Genomic DNA, 16,032 nt, shown 5'->3' with positions numbered 1-16,032 from the left:
GCCGATGGTTGTGCTCGGTCAGCGCCCAAGCTTGGCGCGAACCATGCCCACCAGGGCGTTGAGCTCCTGAATGCGCATCTTCCGAGCGGCAATGTAGAAGACCGCCAGAAGTGCGGCACTGCCGCCGATGAGGGCCGCGAGCGACCCGAGGAATCCGCTGCCGAGGCCGTGCATGATGCCGAACACCGCGGCCCCGGCAATGATCGTGGCCGGGATGCTGGCGCCGGCCAGCCGTGCGTACGTCCGGACGATGTGCGCGGTGTCGAGATCGCCGCCCATCCGCTTGCTCAGCCTGCGCCAGGCCACACCGACGCCGATGATGTAAGCGAGGCCGTAGGAGGCCGCCATGCCGACCACGGCCCAGCGCGCGGGCAGGACCAGGAAGCACAGTGCCGAGGCGACGGCGTTGACGGCGGCAACGATCACCGTGTTGTAGAAGGGGGTGCGGGTGTCCTCGTACGCGTAGAAGGCGCGCAGGACGACGTACTGCACCGAGAACGGGATCAGGCCGATCCCGAAGGCCATCAGCATGTAGCCCATCACGACGCCGGCGCCGGACGAGCCGTAGACCAGGGTGCAGAGCGGGATACCGAGGGCGAGGAAGCCGAACGAGATCGGGACGATGGCGACCGCGGAGGTACGTAGCCCCTGGGACATGTCGTCCCGGACCGCTCCGGTGTCACCGTCGTGGGCGGATCGCGCCAGGCGTGGTAGCAGCGCCGCCATCACGGAGACGGTGATGATCGCCTGCGGCATGTTCCAGATCAGCTGTGCACTGGCGTAGGAGATGAAACCGGTGCCCGGGTGGCCCTGCTGGGCGGCGGTGTTGCCCGCCCAGGTGGAGAGCTGGGTGACGACGAGGACGCCCGCCTGGTTGGCGAGGACGAACAGAACGGTCCACTTGGCGAGCCTGGCCGCCTTGCCCAGGCCGTGGCCGCGCCAGTCGAAGCGCAGCCGGAGCTTGAAGTCGGCGTCCCGCAGGTACGGGATCATCGCCAGGGCCTGGACGACGAGACCGAGGAGGGTGCCGAGCCCGAGGAGCCGGATGCCGTCGGCGGGGATGGTGGTGACGCCGATGTCCGAGGTCTTCGCGGTGCCGTAGACCACGATGAACAGGCCGAAGGTGGCGATCATGACGATGTTGTTGAGGACCGGGGTCCACATCATCGCGCCGAAGCGGCCGCGGGCGTTGAGGATCTGGCCCATCACGACATGCAGGCCCATGAAGAAGATCGTGGGCACGCAGTAGCGAGTGAAGGCGACCGCGACTTCGTTGGCCGCCGGGTCACGGGAGATGTCGAAGGAGACCAGCTTCACCAGGAGCGGTGCGGCAAACACCGCCAGGACCGTGAGCGCACCGAGGATCACGATGACCAGCGTGAGCAGCCGGTTGGCGTAGGCCTCGCCGCCGTCGTCGTCCTCCTTCATCGCGCGCACGAGCTGCGGGACGAACACGGAGTTCAGGCCGCCGCCGATGGTCAGAATGAAGATCATCGTCGGAAGCTGGTAGGCGACCTGCCAGGAGTCGCCGAGCACCGCGCCGCCCAGCGCCGCGACGATCAGCGCCGAGCGGATGAAGCCGGTGAGACGGGAGACCATCGTGCCCGCGGCCATCACCGCGCTGGACTTGAGCAGGCTGGAGGCCCGGCCACCGGACGGCTTGCCGGCGGCCGCCACAGGGGAGGGCTCCGGCGTCCCGGCCGGCTGCGTGGGTACGGCCTCAGTGCCCCCGTCGGCGGGCACGGGCGGGCCGACGGGAGGCGTCGCGGGGCGCTGTGGCTCGTACGGCTGCTGATCCCGGAAGAGATGCGCGAACGCGTCGGGCTCAGGACGCTCCTCCGCGGCCTGAGTGATCAGGTCGTCGACGCCCACGAACTGGGTCGTGGCGGCGGCATCGCCGTACGGGAGATTGCGCGTCGGGCCCTGCGGCTCGGGTGCCGGCGGAGCGGCCCACAACTGCGGGTCGGGGGTGTGCTGCGCTGCGGGAGGCTGGTGGTAGAGCGGGTGCGCGACCTGTCCGGGAGGCGGCGGGGGGTGTGCGGCCCGGTCGTAGAGCGCCTCGGTCACCGGGTCCTGGGCCGCCGGGTCCTGGGCGCGGTGCGGGTCGTTTCGGTACGCGTCCTGGAGATACGGATCCTGGACGTAAGGGTCCTGACCGTGCGGTTCCGGGGGGTAGGGGGCCTCGTGCGCGGGCGCCTGGGGCGTGGGAGGGACCGGCCCTGCCGGTTCGCCACCGGCGTCCCGGCCGCGGTCACCGTCGTACGGCGCATTCATCGCTGCCCCACCTCATCCGTCGCCGGCCATCCGGCCCCACCATGTATCAACGGTCCACTTTCTCACCTGAGCCGGAGGGGTCCGAGCTTTCCGAACCGGTGTCCGGCGGGGGGTCACTCGGCTGCTCGGGTGCGTCGCCGTCCGTGCCGCCGTTGTCGCCGTCCGAGCCTTCCTCGCCATCGGAACCGTCGCCGTCGTCGCCGTCGGTACCGTCCTCGCCGCCCTCGTCGGTCCCCCGCTTGCGCTTGAGGTAGATCCGCAGTCCGGCGAGAACCAGCAGCAGGACACCGCCCGCGATGACGAGCATGACGGTCACGGTGATCTCGGTGACGTTCACCTTGAACGTCATCGGGCCACCGTAGGGCTTGCCGTCCGCTGTGTAGAGCTGGGCGGTCACATATGCCCGGCCGTTGGCGTTCGCCGTGGTGTCGAACTTGAACGACTGGCTGTGGCCGCCTTCCACCTTGATCTGCTGAGGCTTCCCCGCGTCCAGACGGTTGGGCTGCGAGGAGGTCAGCCTCAGCGTCATGCCCTCGACGCCTTGGAGGAGGTTGTTCTGGACCGTCACCGGAATCGTCGCGCTACGACCGGAGAGCGTCGCGTCCGACTTCTGGATCAGGCGGACCTTCTTGGTGAGGCTGTCGAGGTAGTTGCGTACGGACTTCCGGAACGAGGCCGCGCCGGCGGCGTCACCACGCCATTCCGTCGACATCTCACGCATTATGGCGTTGCCGAAGGGGGTCACCACGCGCTCCGGCTGAGCCAGGATGACCCGGAATTCGTCCAGCGCGGACTGGGTGTCCTGGATCTGCCGGAAGGCTTCGACGGGGAGTTCCTGCCTGCGCAGCGAGGCCGGGTAGGACGCGGCACTCGGCACACGGCGGGTGGCTGCGGAGTCCGGCTCGGCCTTGGCGGCGCCGCTGAGGTTCAGCGGCTGTGTCCAGCGACCGCCCTCCAGGCTCCGCAGGGCGGTCGCCATGGCGCGCGCCTGGCTCGCGGACGGCATGCGCTGCGGCGCCACGACGATGCTGCGCTGCTTCTCCGGGTCCTGGAGACTGAGCATGTGGGTCTGGGCGAGGAACTTCTGGACCGCGTGGGTGGCCTGCCCGCTCTTCGACATATCCCCGTCGAAGGCCTGGGAGAGCCGCTCGTCGGCGACGATCGCCCTGTTGCCGCCGCCGATGGGCCGGGCGGCCGTCGGGGTGTACGGCAGGCCGCCGGCCTCCCGCAGGCTGTCACTGCGGGTGATGACGTTGTGTGCACCGGCCGACGTGGCGACATCAACGATCGAGGAGTCGATGGCTCCGTCGACGGGCCAGGCGAAGTCCGTACGCGGTTTGACCCCAAGGATCGTGTCCACGGTCTTCGAGGCCAGTTCTGTGGCGGGGCCGAGGTGGCTGAGCGAGCCCGGGACCGTCTTGCCGTGGTGAGCGAGCGAGGCCAGGTCGGGGTCGGCGAACGGCAGCGCGACCACCTCGTGCGTCTTCACCGCTTCTTCGAGGTCGTTCAGCCACTGCTTGGCGACTGCCTGGTTCTTGCCCGCGGGGCCGTCCGGGCTGCCGACCTTGTAGGTCCTGGTCATCGCGTCGACGGTGGCCAGCAGGTCGGGATCGATGACGAAAGTCACCGGCAGGTCCTTGCCCAGCGCGACCATCTGATGCAGCCGGCCTCCCGGGGCGAGTTCCGCGGCGAGGTCGTCGTTGCGGAAGACCGGGGTCTGCTCGGCGTCGGTGTCGGCGGCGGTCTCGGCGGTGAGATGGGTGGCGGAGATCAGCGGCCACATGTAGGTGAGCTGCGTCTTCTTGTCCGCGTCCGCTTCCTGCCAGGGCAGGAAGGTCCGGTCGAAGCCGAGGACCTGGTTGTAGGGGGCGGACTGGGTGCGCCCGGAGAGGGAGACGCCGAGCTGGTACACCCCGTCGTCATCGAGGTCGAGGTCCTTGACCGGCACGCTGATGCTGAAGGAGCGGCTGGCGCCCGGCTTCAGGGGGGCGATCTTCTCCCTGTGCCCGTCGACCTCTTCACCGTCCGTACCGGGCAGATACCCGGTGCGCCGGGACACGGTGTCGATGGAGCTGCGGCCGCTGAGCGACGGGCCGAGGTTCATCCCGACATGCGCGCCGGTGACCGTGCTGCTGCCGTCGTTGGTCAGCGTGCCGGAGAGCTTGACGGTGTCGGCTTTCGCGGGGGCGGACGGGGACATCGACTCGATGCTCACGTCGACGGTGCGCGAGCCCGTGGGGGCCGCCTGCGCGGAGGAGGTGTGCGGGACCTGCATCAGCACCACGAGGAGGGGCACTCCTGTGAGCAGCGCCACGGTCCTTCGCAGCCATCGACCACGCGGCCGTTCAGTCCCCTGGAACCCTGCCGCCTCGGCCACGCGCTCGCCCGTCCCTCGTCGTCGTGTGTGGTCGTCGGAATGTGCGTCCACGCATGGTAACGAGGCCCGCTGTGGCGTGGTGCCGGGGACTGCTCCACATGATCGTGGGAACGGCGGCCGGACAGCTGCCCCCTGTTTAACGTGACGCTTCGAACGGCTGGGCCACGTACCCTGTTCTGTTGTGCCGAACGCCAACAATGACATCGCCGCCCCGCAGCCCGAGTGGACTCCGCAGTCCACGAACACGCTGAGCCACGCACAGCGCCGCGCCGTGAGTGAGCTGCTGCGGGTGTCTCCCGTCGCGGACGACCTGGCCAGCCGCTTCCAGGAGGCCGGGTTCACGCTTGCCCTGGTCGGCGGTTCGGTGCGTGACGCGCTGCTCGGCCGGCTCGGCAATGACCTGGATTTCACCACCGATGCCCGTCCCGAGGACGTCCTGAAGATCGTCCGGCCCTGGGCGGACGCCGTGTGGGAGGTCGGTATCGCCTTCGGCACCGTCGGCTGCAAGAAGAGCTCGTTCGACATCGAGGTCACGACCTACCGCTCGGAGGCGTACGACCGCACCTCGCGGAAGCCGGAGGTCTCCTACGGCGACTCGATCGAGGATGACCTGGTCCGTCGTGACTTCACGGTGAACGCGATGGCCGTACTGCTGCCGCAGAAGGAGTTCGTGGACCCGCACGGGGGTCTCGAGGATCTGGCAGCCCAGGTGCTGCGGACCCCTGGGACGCCGGAGGAGTCCTTCTCCGACGATCCGCTGCGGATGATGCGGGCCGCCCGTTTCGCCGCTCAGCTGGACTTCGAGGTCGCCCCCGAGGTCGTCGCCGCGATGAAGGAGATGGCCGAGCGCATCGACATCGTCTCTGCCGAGCGGGTGCGGGATGAGCTGAACAAGTTGGTCCTGGCGCCCCATCCACGCAAGGGGCTGAGCCTTCTCGTCGATTCCGGGCTCGCCGAGCGGGTGCTGCCTGAGCTGCCGGCGCTGCGCCTGGAACGTGACGAGCATCACCGTCACAAGGATGTCTACGAGCACTCGCTGACGGTTCTGGAGCAGGCGATCGACCTGGAGGAGGACGGCCCCGACCTTGTGCTGCGGCTGGCGGCCCTCCTGCATGACATCGGCAAGCCCAAGACGCGTCGCTTCGAGAAGGACGGTCGGGTCTCCTTCCATCACCACGAGGTGGTGGGCGCGAAGATGACCAAGAAGCGGATGACCGCGCTGAAGTACTCCAACGACATGGTCAAGGACGTCACGCTGCTGGTGGAGCTGCATCTGCGCTTCCACGGCTATGGGACCGGGGAGTGGACCGACTCGGCGGTCCGTCGCTATGTGCGGGATGCCGGTCCGCAGCTCGGACGGCTGCACAAGCTGACCCGCTCGGACTGCACCACCCGCAACAAGCGCAAGGCCAATGCGCTGTCGCGGGCCTATGACGGGCTGGAGGACCGGATCGCGCAGCTTCAGGAGCAGGAAGAGCTGGATGCGATCCGTCCGGACCTGGACGGCAACGACATCATGCAGATTCTCGACATCGCCCCGGGGCCGGAGGTCGGCAAGGCGTACAAACACCTGCTGGAAATGCGTCTCGAGCATGGCCCGATGGGGCGGGAGGCCGCGGTGGCGGTTCTCAAGGAGTGGTGGGCCGCGCAGGGCTGATCCGGCCCCGGGCGGACCCGTGCGGTTGTTTCACGTGAAACCGGCGGCTGCTGCATCGCCGTGTTTCACGTGAAACACCGCTTCCCTCGGAGGCAGGGCCTTCGTCGGGCCCTACTTCTCGTTCGTCAGGCAGAGCACGAAGCGGGTGTCGGAACCCCGCCGGCGGTGCTGGCTCTCGGTGTAAGGGATCGTGCCCGCGGGGCACAGCGTGGCGTCGGTGGTGTCCGTGTGGACTTCCTTCACCTTGTACTTGGCCTCCGAGGTGCCGCAGTCGACCACCTCGAGATCCGGGTCGATCTGGTTGCCGTTGTTCTTCATGCAGTCGCCGGCCTCGGCGGTGTCCGCGTCGTTCCAGCTGCTCACCCAGAAGACCGCCGCGATGATCACGCAGATGCCCACGCCGATGCCCTTGAGGATCGTCTTGGGGGAACGGCCGCCACCCGAGCGCTGCGGGGGAACCGGCGCTCCGCCCTGCATGTAGGGCTGCTGCGGAGCCTGGGGGTATCCCGGCGGCGGCTGCTGCCCGTACGGCGCCTGCTGCTGCGGGTACCCATAACCACCCCGAGGCTGACCGTAGGGCGCTTGCGGAGCCTGCGGGTACGGGTTCTGTCCGTACGGCTGCTGGCCATACGGGTTTTGCCCCTGTGGCGGTGGCGGCATGGTCATGGGAGTCCCCCTGTTTTTTTGATGTTTTTCGGCGCGTGTATGACGCCCGTAAGGTATCTGGTCCGGTGGTGGCGTTGCAGCGGCTGGGTCCCCTGCCGGCGCGGAGCAACGACGCCTAACGGCGCCAAAAGCGGACCATTGCCGCGGCGACCACCGCGTAAAGGCCGGCCACAACTGCCAGGAGTGCGGCGGACCTTCCGTCCGGCGGCAGCATGAGGGCCGCGACTGCGGCGGCGCCGACGAAGGCGACATTGAACAGCACGTCGTAGATGGCGAAGATCCGGCCGCGGAAGGAATCGTCGACCGACGACTGCACCACGGTGTCCGTGGAGATCTTGGTGCCCTGGGTGCTGAGGCCGAGCACGAACGCCGCTGTCAGCATCGGTCCCGGCTGGAAGAACAGGCCCAGCGCCGGCGCCAACACCGCGCCCAGGGCGGCGCAGCAGGCGATCCAGCCGAATGCGCTGAGCCGCTCGACGGCCCAGGGGGTGACCAGGGCAGCCACGAGGAACCCGGCGCCCGACACCGCGACCGTGATGCCGAGCAGGGCCAGTCCGTCGGATTCGTCGTCGGCCCAGGCGTACCGGCACAGCATCAGCACCATGACCGTCAGAGCTCCGTAGCAGAAGCGGATCACGGTCATGGCCGCCAGGGCGCGGGCCGGGGTACGGCGTTCCGCGAGGTGGCGAAGCCCGGCGACGAGCCCCCGCACTGTGCTCAACAGTGCTTCTTTCAGGCGCGGTTGGAGTCGTGCGGGGTCCGGTCCGAGCAGGCCGGGTGTCATCCGTAGGGCGGTGAGGGCGGAGCAGAGGTAGAGGGCAGCGGCGAGCAGCACGACGACCGCGTCGACGTCCGAGCCGACGAGCCGGACAGCGAAGGCGAGGCCGCCGCCGGCCGTCGCGGCGAGCGTTCCGGCCGTCGGCGCAACGGAGTTGGCCATGACGAGCTGCTGGTCATTGTCGACGACTCGGGGGAGCGCGGCCGAAAGCCCGGCCAGCACAAAGCGGTTGACGGCTGTCACGGAGAGCGCCGACGCGTAGAAGAGCCCCTCAGGAACGTCGGCGACGATCAGCGCCGCGGTGACCATGGCCAGCACGGTGCGCAGCAGATTGCCGTGCAGGAGGACCTGGCGACGGCGCCAGCGGTCGAGCAGCACACCGGTGAAGGGGCCGAGAAGGGAGTACGGGAGCAGCAGGATCGCCATGGCGGAGGCGATGGCCGCAGGTGAGGACTGCTTCTCCGGTGAGAAGACGACGAAGGTGGCGAGCGCGACCTGGAAGACACCGTCGGCCGCTTGGGAGAGCAGCCGCGCGGCCAGCAGTGAACGGAAGTCGCGTAGGTGAAGTAATACGCGGAGATCGCTCACAGCATGCATGGGCCCAGCCTCACACAGCCCGCAGGCCTCCGGGCGAGATACCCGGAGGCCTGCGAAGGGAGGTGCGTCGGGTGCCTCAGCGCTCGACGTCGCCCCGGATGAACTTCTCGACGTTCTCGTGCGCCTCGTCGTCGAAGTACTGCACCGGCGGCGACTTCATGAAGTACGAGGAGGCGGAGAGGATCGGGCCGCCGATGCCCCGGTCCTTGGCGATCTTCGCGGCGCGCAGTGCGTCGATGATGACGCCTGCCGAGTTCGGGGAGTCCCAGACCTCCAGCTTGTACTCGAGGTTCAGCGGGACGTCGCCGAAGGCGCGGCCCTCAAGGCGGACGTAGGCCCACTTGCGGTCGTCGAGCCAGGCCACGAAGTCCGACGGGCCGATGTGGACGTTGTCCTCGCCCATTTCGCGGTCGCGGATCTGGGAGGTGACGGCCTGCGTCTTGGAGATCTTCTTGGACTCCAGGCGCTCGCGTTCGAGCATGTTCTTGAAGTCCATGTTGCCGCCGACGTTCAGCTGCATCGTGCGGTCCAGGATGACGCCCCGGTCCTCGAAGAGCTTGGCCATCACGCGGTGCGTGATCGTGGCGCCGACCTGGGACTTGATGTCGTCACCGACGATCGGGACGCCGGCCTCGGTGAACTTGTCCGCCCACTCCTTGGTGCCGGCGATGAAGACCGGGAGGGCGTTGACGAACGCGACCTTGGCGTCGATGGCGCACTGCGCGTAGTACTTCGCGGCGTCCTCGGAGCCGACGGGCAGGTAGCAGACGAGAACGTCCACCTCCCTGTCCTTGAGGACCTGGACGATGTCGACCGGGGTCTCCTCGGACTCCTCGATCGTCATCCGGTAGTACTTGCCCAGACCGTCGAGGGTGTGGCCGCGCTGGACCGTCACGCCGGCGTTCGGCACGTCGCAGATCTTGATGGTGTTGTTCTCGCTGGCGCCGATGGCGTCCGAGAGGTCGAGGCCGACCTTCTTGGCGTCGACATCGAAGGCAGCCACGAACTCGACGTCACGCACGTGGTAGTCGCCGAACTGCACATGCATGAGGCCGGGCACACGACTGTCCGGGTCGGCATCCTTGTAAAACTCGACGCCCTGTACCAGCGAGGCGGCGCAGTTGCCCACGCCTACGATGGCTACGCGAACCGAACCCATTCCGGTTGCTCCCTGTGTTCTCGATGAGGATCTGCACAGCAGAACCTCATGTGGTGGTGTCATCGGACGGATCCGGCCGGGTACCACCCCGGTGCCGGGGCAGGCCGCCCGTATCTCCTGACTGGTCCTTCGTGTCCTGCTCTGCGGGTTCCGGAGCGCGCTGATCGCGCCCGGCGCGTTCACTCTCGATGAGCTCGTTCAACCAACGGACTTCGCGCTCCACGGATTCCATGCCGTGGCGCTGCAGTTCGAGGGTGTAGTCGTCGAGCCGCTCACGGCTCCGGGCCAGAGAGGTACGCATCTTTTCGAGGCGTTCCTCCAGCCGGGTGCGGCGGCCTTCCAGCACGCGCATCCGTACGTCTCGCGACGTCTGGCCGAAGAATGCGAAGCGGACGCCGAAGTGCTCGTCCTCCCACGCATCCGGCCCGGAGTGGGCGAGCAGCTCCTCGAAGTGTTCTTTGCCCGCAGTGGTCAATCGGTAGACGATCTTCGCTCGGCGCCCTGTCAGCGCAGCAGCGGGTGCGCCCTCCGGGGGACCACCCGTCTCCTCGATGAGCCAGCCGCTTGCGACCAGCGCCTTGAGGCAGGGGTAGAGGGTGCCGTAGCTGAACGCACGGAATACCCCGAGTGAGGTGTTGAGCCGTTTTCGCAGCTCATAGCCGTGCATCGGGGACTCGCGCAGCAGGCCGAGGACGGCGAATTCGAGGATGCCTGAGCGTCGGCTCATCCTCTGCCTCCTTGGCCTCGTGCGTTCTTTATCTCGTGCTGATGTATCGACTCGATACATCCAGACGATAGAACGGCGGACCGGGTGGGACAAGCAGTCGGACGGTGAACGGCGTCACATCACTGATTCGTCCTACCCAACCTGACTGATTTGGAGTGAATTTCAACACTGGGGAGGTTTTGGCCGTGCGTAGTCTGTGCCGCATGCAGACTGCCGGGAACCGTGGGCCAATATGTGGCGTCCCTGTCCTCGGTGTAGTGCGGCTCGCGCGTCAGGAGCGGGTCGTGCATCGGGGGGACCTGAAGACAACTGCCGCCTTCAGGCGACGAGATAGCGCGCCTGCCCGAGGAGTATCCGTTCCATGAGCGAGCACCGTCGCAAACCGCCACCACCGCAGGGTGGCGGACGCGCCGCGGCCCGACGCGCCGCGCAGCAGCCACAAGGGCGCCGCGCGGCGCCTTCCCGCGGCTCCGCTGCCGGCCCTCCGCCCAACTCCGAGCCTTATGGGCAGGAGCGGCCGTCAGGAGGGCGGGCCGAGGCCCGCCGGGCGGCACAGCGTGGCAGCCGCCGACGGGCGCCCGACGCCGCTGAGATGTCATCCGGAGGCGGCGCAGGCGGCCACGGTGGTGGGGGCCGGCGCACCGGTGGTGGCGGAAGCGGTTCCGAAGGAGGCCGGGGGCGTGGGCGCGGCAGCGGGAAGCCGGCCAAGAAGCGCCTCATCGACTACCCGAGGGCCAATCGCTCCGGGTGGCGTCGCTTTGTGCCGTCCTGGAAGCAGGTCACGAGCCTGGCCATCGGGTTCGTCGGGCTGATCGTCGGGGCGTCCGGCGTGGCGTTGGCGCTCGTGCACGTGCCCGACGAGAGCTTGGCAGCCAAGCAGCAGAACAACGTCTACCTCTGGTCCAACGGCAAGGTCATGGCGCGGGACGGCAAGGCGAACCGGCAGAACCTCGACTTCGCCCAGATTCCCGTTTCGATGCAGAACGCGGCGATCGCGGCAGAGAACGCCACGTTCTGGGACGACTCGGGTGTTGACCCCATGGGCATCGCGCGTGCGCTGTTCAACATGGCCAAGGGCGGAGACACCCAGGGCGGTTCGACCATCACGCAGCAGTACGTCAAGAACGCGATGCTGAACCAGAACCAGACGCTCGACCGCAAGTTCAAGGAACTGTTCATCTCGATAAAGGTGGGCGCGGACGAGCCGAAGGAGAAAATCCTCCAGGGTTACCTCAACACCAGCTACTACGGTCGCGGCGCCTACGGGCTCCAGGCGGCTGCGCAGGCGTACTACGGCAAGGACGCCTTCGACCTGAAGCCGGACGAGAGCGCCATGCTGGCGACCGTCCTCAAGGGCGCGGACCTCTACGACCCGTCCGGTGGTACCGGGCCGAACTCCTCCAAGGCGGCGAACACCAAGCGCGCCAAGGCGCGTTGGTCCTGGATCCTCGACCGTGAGGTGGAGAACGGTCTTCTGTCGAAGGCGAAGCGGGACTCCTACCGGGGGAAGTTCCCGACGCCGGATGAGCCGAAGCCGGTGGCCAGCAAGAGCGGTCAGATCGGCTATCTGATGGACACCGCCAAGAAGTACGTCCTGAAGAACTCCAGCATCACTGAGCCGGAGTTCGACAGGGGCGGCTTCCAGATCCGGACGACCTTCGACGAGTCGAAGGTCAGCAAGCTCGAAGATTCGGTGAAGAAGGTCAACAAGCGCTACATCGATCCTGACGAGCGCGCGAAGGACAAGTATGTGCAGTTCGGCGCGGCTTCCGTGGTGCCGGGGGACGGGAAGATCGTCGCCCTGTACGGCGGTGAGGGCTATGACAAGGGCCACTTCAGCAACAACGCCGATACGTTCGGTGTGCCTGTCGGCTCGACCTGGAAGCCGTTCGTCCTCGCTGCGGCGATGAAGGACGGAACGCCGGCGAGCCAGCATCAGCCGCTCTCCGTGGACAGCAAGTACAACGGCAACGACCATCTCAAGGTGAAGAGCGCGGACGGCGACTACGTCCGGAAGCGAGACAACTCGCCCTTCTACCAGGAGAACGAGAGTAACCATCCCTGGGGCTACATCTCGTTGACCAAGGCGATGGAGCAGTCCGTCAACACCCCGTTCGTGCAGCTCGGCATGGATGTCGGGATGGACAAGGTGCGGGACATGGCGCACGCCGCGGGGATCTCGGAAGAGAGCTTCGACAAGAACCTCAACCCGTCCTTCGCCCTGGGCACGTCCACCCCGAGTGCGATCCGGATGGCCAACGCCTACGCGACGTTCGCCGATTCGGGGACGAAGGTCGAACCGTATTCGGTGACCGAGGTCAAGCGCGGGGGCGAGGTCGAGCAGGGGTTTGATCCGCCGAAGCAGGAAACGGCGATGGACCGCAACATCGCCAACAACGTGACCAAGGTGCTGCAGAACGTCATTCAGAACGGCACGGCGAAGGACGCGAAGCGGCTGGGGAAGCCGGCTGCGGGCAAGACCGGAACCACCGACGAGAACAAGTCGGCCTGGTTTGTGGGCTACACCCCGAAGCTCTCGACGTCCGTCACGATGTTCCGTGAGGACCCGAAGAATCCCCGCCAGCTCTCGATGAACGGCGTCGGTGGCTTCGACTCCATCCACGGTGGAGCACTTCCGACGGAGGTGTGGACCGAGTACATGCTGAAGGCGAACGTTCCGTACGCACAGTTCGAGCCTGCCCTGCCCCTCGGCCAGGTGGCGAACGAGGCCGGCATGCCGACGCCCAAGCCGACTCCCTCGCCGACGCAGAAGCCGAGTGAGACGCCGTCCGGGAAGCCCAGCGGTTCCTCTTCCCCGTCGAACAGTCCGAGTCCCACTCCGACCGAGACGTGCGCCGACTGGGACATCAACTGCCAGAACAACGGTGGGACGACCACTGGTGGCACCGGCGGACCGGGTGGCGATACCGGAGGGAACACGACTCCTCCGCCTGACCCGGGTACCAGCGGTGGAGATTCCGGCGGAGGCCTGTTCGGCGGCCCCAGCGGCTGACGCCAAAGATCGCCGACCGTTTCACGTGAAACACGTACGTCGTTTCACGTGAAACGTAGAGAGGCGAAGCCCCCGCCCGGCTTGACCGGGCGGGGGCTTCGCCGCGTTCGGTCAGGTGCAGTACGGCAGGATGGGCTCATGAAGAGCGTGGGACAGGACGAGCGCGTACGGCCGACGCGGCGGGATGAGGTGGCGGCGGCCGGCAGCGAGCTCATCGGAGGGCCGATCGGCAGGCGTGCGCTGCTCGGGACGAGCTGGCTGACGCCGGTGCGGCTGATCGCGCTCGTCGCCATCGGGATGTTCGCGCTCGGCATGGTGCAGAAGCTGCCTTGCTACAACGGCGGCTGGTTCTTCGGCGCCACGAGCCAATACACCCATGCCTGCTACTCCGATATCCCCCATCTGTATGGCGGCCGAGGCTTCGCCGACGGGCTGATCCCGTACTTCGACCGGCTGCCGGGCGACATGGAGTATCTCGAATACCCCGTGCTGACCGGCCTCTTCATGGAGGCCGCCTCCTGGCTGACGCCTCACCGGGGAGGGTCCCAGGACCACGCCCCTGAACAGGTCTACTGGCTGGTCAACTCCGGCATGCTGATGGTCTGCGCCGTCATCGTCGCGGTGTGTGTGGCGCGTACGCACCGGCGGCGGCCCTGGGACGGTCTCCTCGTCGCGCTGGCGCCCGCCGCCGCCCTCACCGCCACCATCAACTGGGATCTGCTGGCGATCGCTCTGACGGCCGCCGGGATGCTGATGTGGTCCCGCAGCCGCCCGGTGGCTGCCGGCATCCTGATCGGGCTGGCGACCGCGGCCAAGCTCTATCCGGCGCTGCTTCTGGGCCCGCTGCTGCTGCTGTGCTGGCGTGCGGGAACGTGGCGCCCGTTCCTGAAGTCCCTGGCCGGTGCGGTGGGGTCCTGGCTCGTGGTCAACCTGCCGGTGATGATCGCGTACGACGACCGGGCGGGGCTGCACATCCGTGAGGGCTGGGCGAAGTTCTACACCTTCAGCCAGGAGCGACCGATCGACTTCGGGTCGATCTGGCTGCTGATCTCCCAGCGCTTCGATGTTCCCCTCGACAAGGACACCGCCAACACCTGGGCCACGCTGCTGATGATCGTGGGCTGCGGGGCTCTGGCGATGCTGACTCTGTACGCGCCGCGTCGGCCGCGCTTCGCGCAGCTGGCTTTCCTGGTCGTAGCGCTGTTCATCCTCACCAACAAGGTCTACTCGCCGCAGTACGTGCTGTGGTTGGTGCCGCTCGCGGCGCTGGCAAGGCCACGCTGGCGGGACTTCCTGATCTGGCAGGCCTGCGAGGTCATGTACTTCCTGGGGATCTGGCTGTACTTGGCCTATACGGGCAACGAGGACAAGCATCAGGGCCTCCCCCTGGAGGGCTATCAACTGGCCATCGTCCTGCACCTGTTGGGCACGCTCTACCTGTGCGCGGTGGTCGTACGGGACATCTTGATGCCGGAGCGGGATGTGGTCCGCAGGGACGGTGACGACGATCCGTCGGGCGGCGTCCTGGACCGGGCACCGGATGTATTCGTGCTCGGCCGCGGACACCACGAACCCCGGCACGCGATGCACTTTCAGGCCGAGCCACAGGTGCGTTGGGGAGTGGCCCGGGACTGAACCACCGCATGGGCAAGGGCCCGGGGCCGCAGAACATGTCTGCGGCCCCGGGCCCTTTCGCTTGCTTGCGGAACCCGAGCGTTCGCTCAGCGGTCCACGATGCGGTCGAACTGTGTGGTGGTGTGCCGCAGATGGGCCACCAACTCCTCGCCCACCTGCGGTTCCGGTGCGTCCGCGGGAACGAACAGGATCGACACCTGCATGTGCGGGGGCTCCGCGAACCAGCGCTGCTTGCCGGCCCACACATAGGGGGCGAGGTTGCGGTTGACCGTTGCCAGACCGGCGCGGGCCACACCCTTGGCGCGCGGCATCACGCCGTGCAGGGCCTTGGGTGACTCCAGGCCGACGCCGTGCGAGGTACCGCCGGCCACCACGACCAAGTAGCCGTCGGAGGCCACCTTTTGCTGGCGGTAGCCGAAGCGGTCGCCCTTGGCGACACGCGTGACGTCGAGCACCGAGCCGCGGTACTCGGTGGCGTCGTGATCGCCCAGCCACAGCCGCGTACCGATCCGCGCGCGGAAGCGGGTCTGCGGGAACTGCTGCTGGAGGCGGGCGAGTTCATTGGCCTTGAGATGGCTGACGAACATCGTGTGCAACGGAAGGCGGGCGGCGCGGAGTTGGTCCATCCAGCCGATGACTTCCTCGACCGCGTCGGAGCCATCGGTGCGGTCCAGCGGCAGGTGGATGGCGAAGCCTTCGAGGCGCACATCCTCGATGGCGGTGGCCAGCTTCGGCAGGTCCTCCGGCTTGACGCCGTGCCGCTTCATGCTGCTCATGACCTCGATGACGACCCGGGCGCCGACCAGGCCGCCCACGCCCTCGACCGAGGAGACCGAACGGATCGCGCGGTCGGGCAGCGGCACCGGCTCCTCGCCGTGTCGGAACGGCGTCAGGACGAGCAGATCGCCGCTGAAGTAGTCCTTGATGCTGGCTGCTTCATAGGTGGTACCGACCGCGAGGATGTCGGAACCGAGGCGGGTGGCCTCATCGGCGAGACGCTCGTGGCCGAAGCCGTAGCCGTTGCCCTTGCAGACCGGGACCAGCCCGGGGAACTGCTGGAGAACGCTCTGGTGATGCGCCCGCCAGCGCGCGGTGTCGACGTAGAGGGTGAGCGCCATGGCCGGGCCCGGAACCTTTCTCGTGGCTGGG

The 16,032-nt window shown here is 67.6% G+C and carries 10 protein-coding genes; 3 read left to right on the top strand and 7 right to left on the bottom strand.

The genetic code is table 11. The annotated features are described in order from the left end of the window. Positions 1 to 18: 18 nt before the first annotated feature. A complete protein-coding gene (gene murJ / locus ACIRQ7_RS18400; protein ID WP_404263555.1) occupies positions 19 to 2,274 on the bottom strand; it encodes a murein biosynthesis integral membrane protein MurJ in 2,256 nt (751 codons plus the stop codon). A 46-nt stretch (positions 2,275 to 2,320) separates the two neighbouring features. Further along, on the bottom strand, positions 2,321 to 4,651 hold the full coding sequence (locus tag ACIRQ7_RS18395; RefSeq protein ID WP_404263919.1) for a DUF6049 family protein: 2,331 nt from the start codon (positions 4,649 to 4,651) through the stop codon (positions 2,321 to 2,323). A gap of 181 nt (positions 4,652 to 4,832) precedes the next feature. Between ACIRQ7_RS18395 and ACIRQ7_RS18390 the strand changes: the two genes are divergently transcribed. Next, the gene (locus tag ACIRQ7_RS18390; RefSeq protein ID WP_403674368.1) at positions 4,833 to 6,308 is read left to right on the top strand and encodes a CCA tRNA nucleotidyltransferase; all 1,476 of its coding nucleotides are present in this window, start codon (positions 4,833 to 4,835) and stop codon (positions 6,306 to 6,308) included. A gap of 111 nt (positions 6,309 to 6,419) precedes the next feature. Here the strand turns inward: ACIRQ7_RS18390 and ACIRQ7_RS18385 are convergent, their stop codons facing one another. From ACIRQ7_RS18385 to ACIRQ7_RS18370, 4 genes are all read right to left on the bottom strand, one after another. Further along, a complete protein-coding gene (locus ACIRQ7_RS18385) occupies positions 6,420 to 6,974 on the bottom strand; it encodes a hypothetical protein (RefSeq protein WP_404263553.1) in 555 nt (184 codons plus the stop codon). A 115-nt stretch (positions 6,975 to 7,089) separates the two neighbouring features. Beyond that, on the bottom strand, positions 7,090 to 8,349 hold the full coding sequence (locus ACIRQ7_RS18380; protein WP_404263551.1) for an MFS transporter: 1,260 nt from the start codon (positions 8,347 to 8,349) through the stop codon (positions 7,090 to 7,092). A gap of 76 nt (positions 8,350 to 8,425) precedes the next feature. Further along, positions 8,426 to 9,508: an inositol-3-phosphate synthase gene (locus tag ACIRQ7_RS18375; RefSeq protein ID WP_404263549.1), complete on the bottom strand. Its 1,083-nt coding sequence runs from the start codon at positions 9,506 to 9,508 to the stop codon at positions 8,426 to 8,428. Between the two features lie 46 nt (positions 9,509 to 9,554). Continuing rightward, the gene (locus ACIRQ7_RS18370) at positions 9,555 to 10,235 is read right to left on the bottom strand and encodes a PadR family transcriptional regulator (protein WP_401464394.1); all 681 of its coding nucleotides are present in this window, start codon (positions 10,233 to 10,235) and stop codon (positions 9,555 to 9,557) included. 361 nt (positions 10,236 to 10,596) lie between these two features. On the opposite strand from ACIRQ7_RS18370, the gene ACIRQ7_RS18365 reads away from it, so the two are divergent. Together ACIRQ7_RS18365 and ACIRQ7_RS18360 are read left to right on the top strand one after the other, a co-directional pair. After that, positions 10,597 to 13,248 (top strand): transglycosylase domain-containing protein, encoded by a 2,652-nt coding sequence (locus ACIRQ7_RS18365; RefSeq protein WP_404263547.1) that lies wholly within the window; start codon positions 10,597 to 10,599, stop codon positions 13,246 to 13,248. A 138-nt stretch (positions 13,249 to 13,386) separates the two neighbouring features. Continuing rightward, positions 13,387 to 14,883 carry a glycosyltransferase family 87 protein gene (locus tag ACIRQ7_RS18360; RefSeq protein ID WP_404263545.1) on the top strand — a complete coding sequence of 499 codons (1,497 nt, stop codon included), beginning with the start codon at positions 13,387 to 13,389 and terminating at the stop codon, positions 14,881 to 14,883. Positions 14,884 to 14,969: 86 nt separating this feature from the next. Here the strand turns inward: ACIRQ7_RS18360 and ACIRQ7_RS18355 are convergent, their stop codons facing one another. Continuing rightward, positions 14,970 to 16,001: an alanine racemase gene (locus ACIRQ7_RS18355; RefSeq protein ID WP_401464403.1), complete on the bottom strand. Its 1,032-nt coding sequence runs from the start codon at positions 15,999 to 16,001 to the stop codon at positions 14,970 to 14,972. Between the last annotated feature and the right edge of the window lie 31 nt (positions 16,002 to 16,032).

The organism is Streptomyces sp. NPDC101393, from assembly GCF_044767385.1.
In the GTDB taxonomy this organism is placed as follows: domain Bacteria; phylum Actinomycetota; class Actinomycetes; order Streptomycetales; family Streptomycetaceae; genus Streptomyces.
The sequence above is the reverse complement of the archived record's forward strand: the minus strand, read 5'-3'. Positions and strand labels throughout refer to the sequence as shown.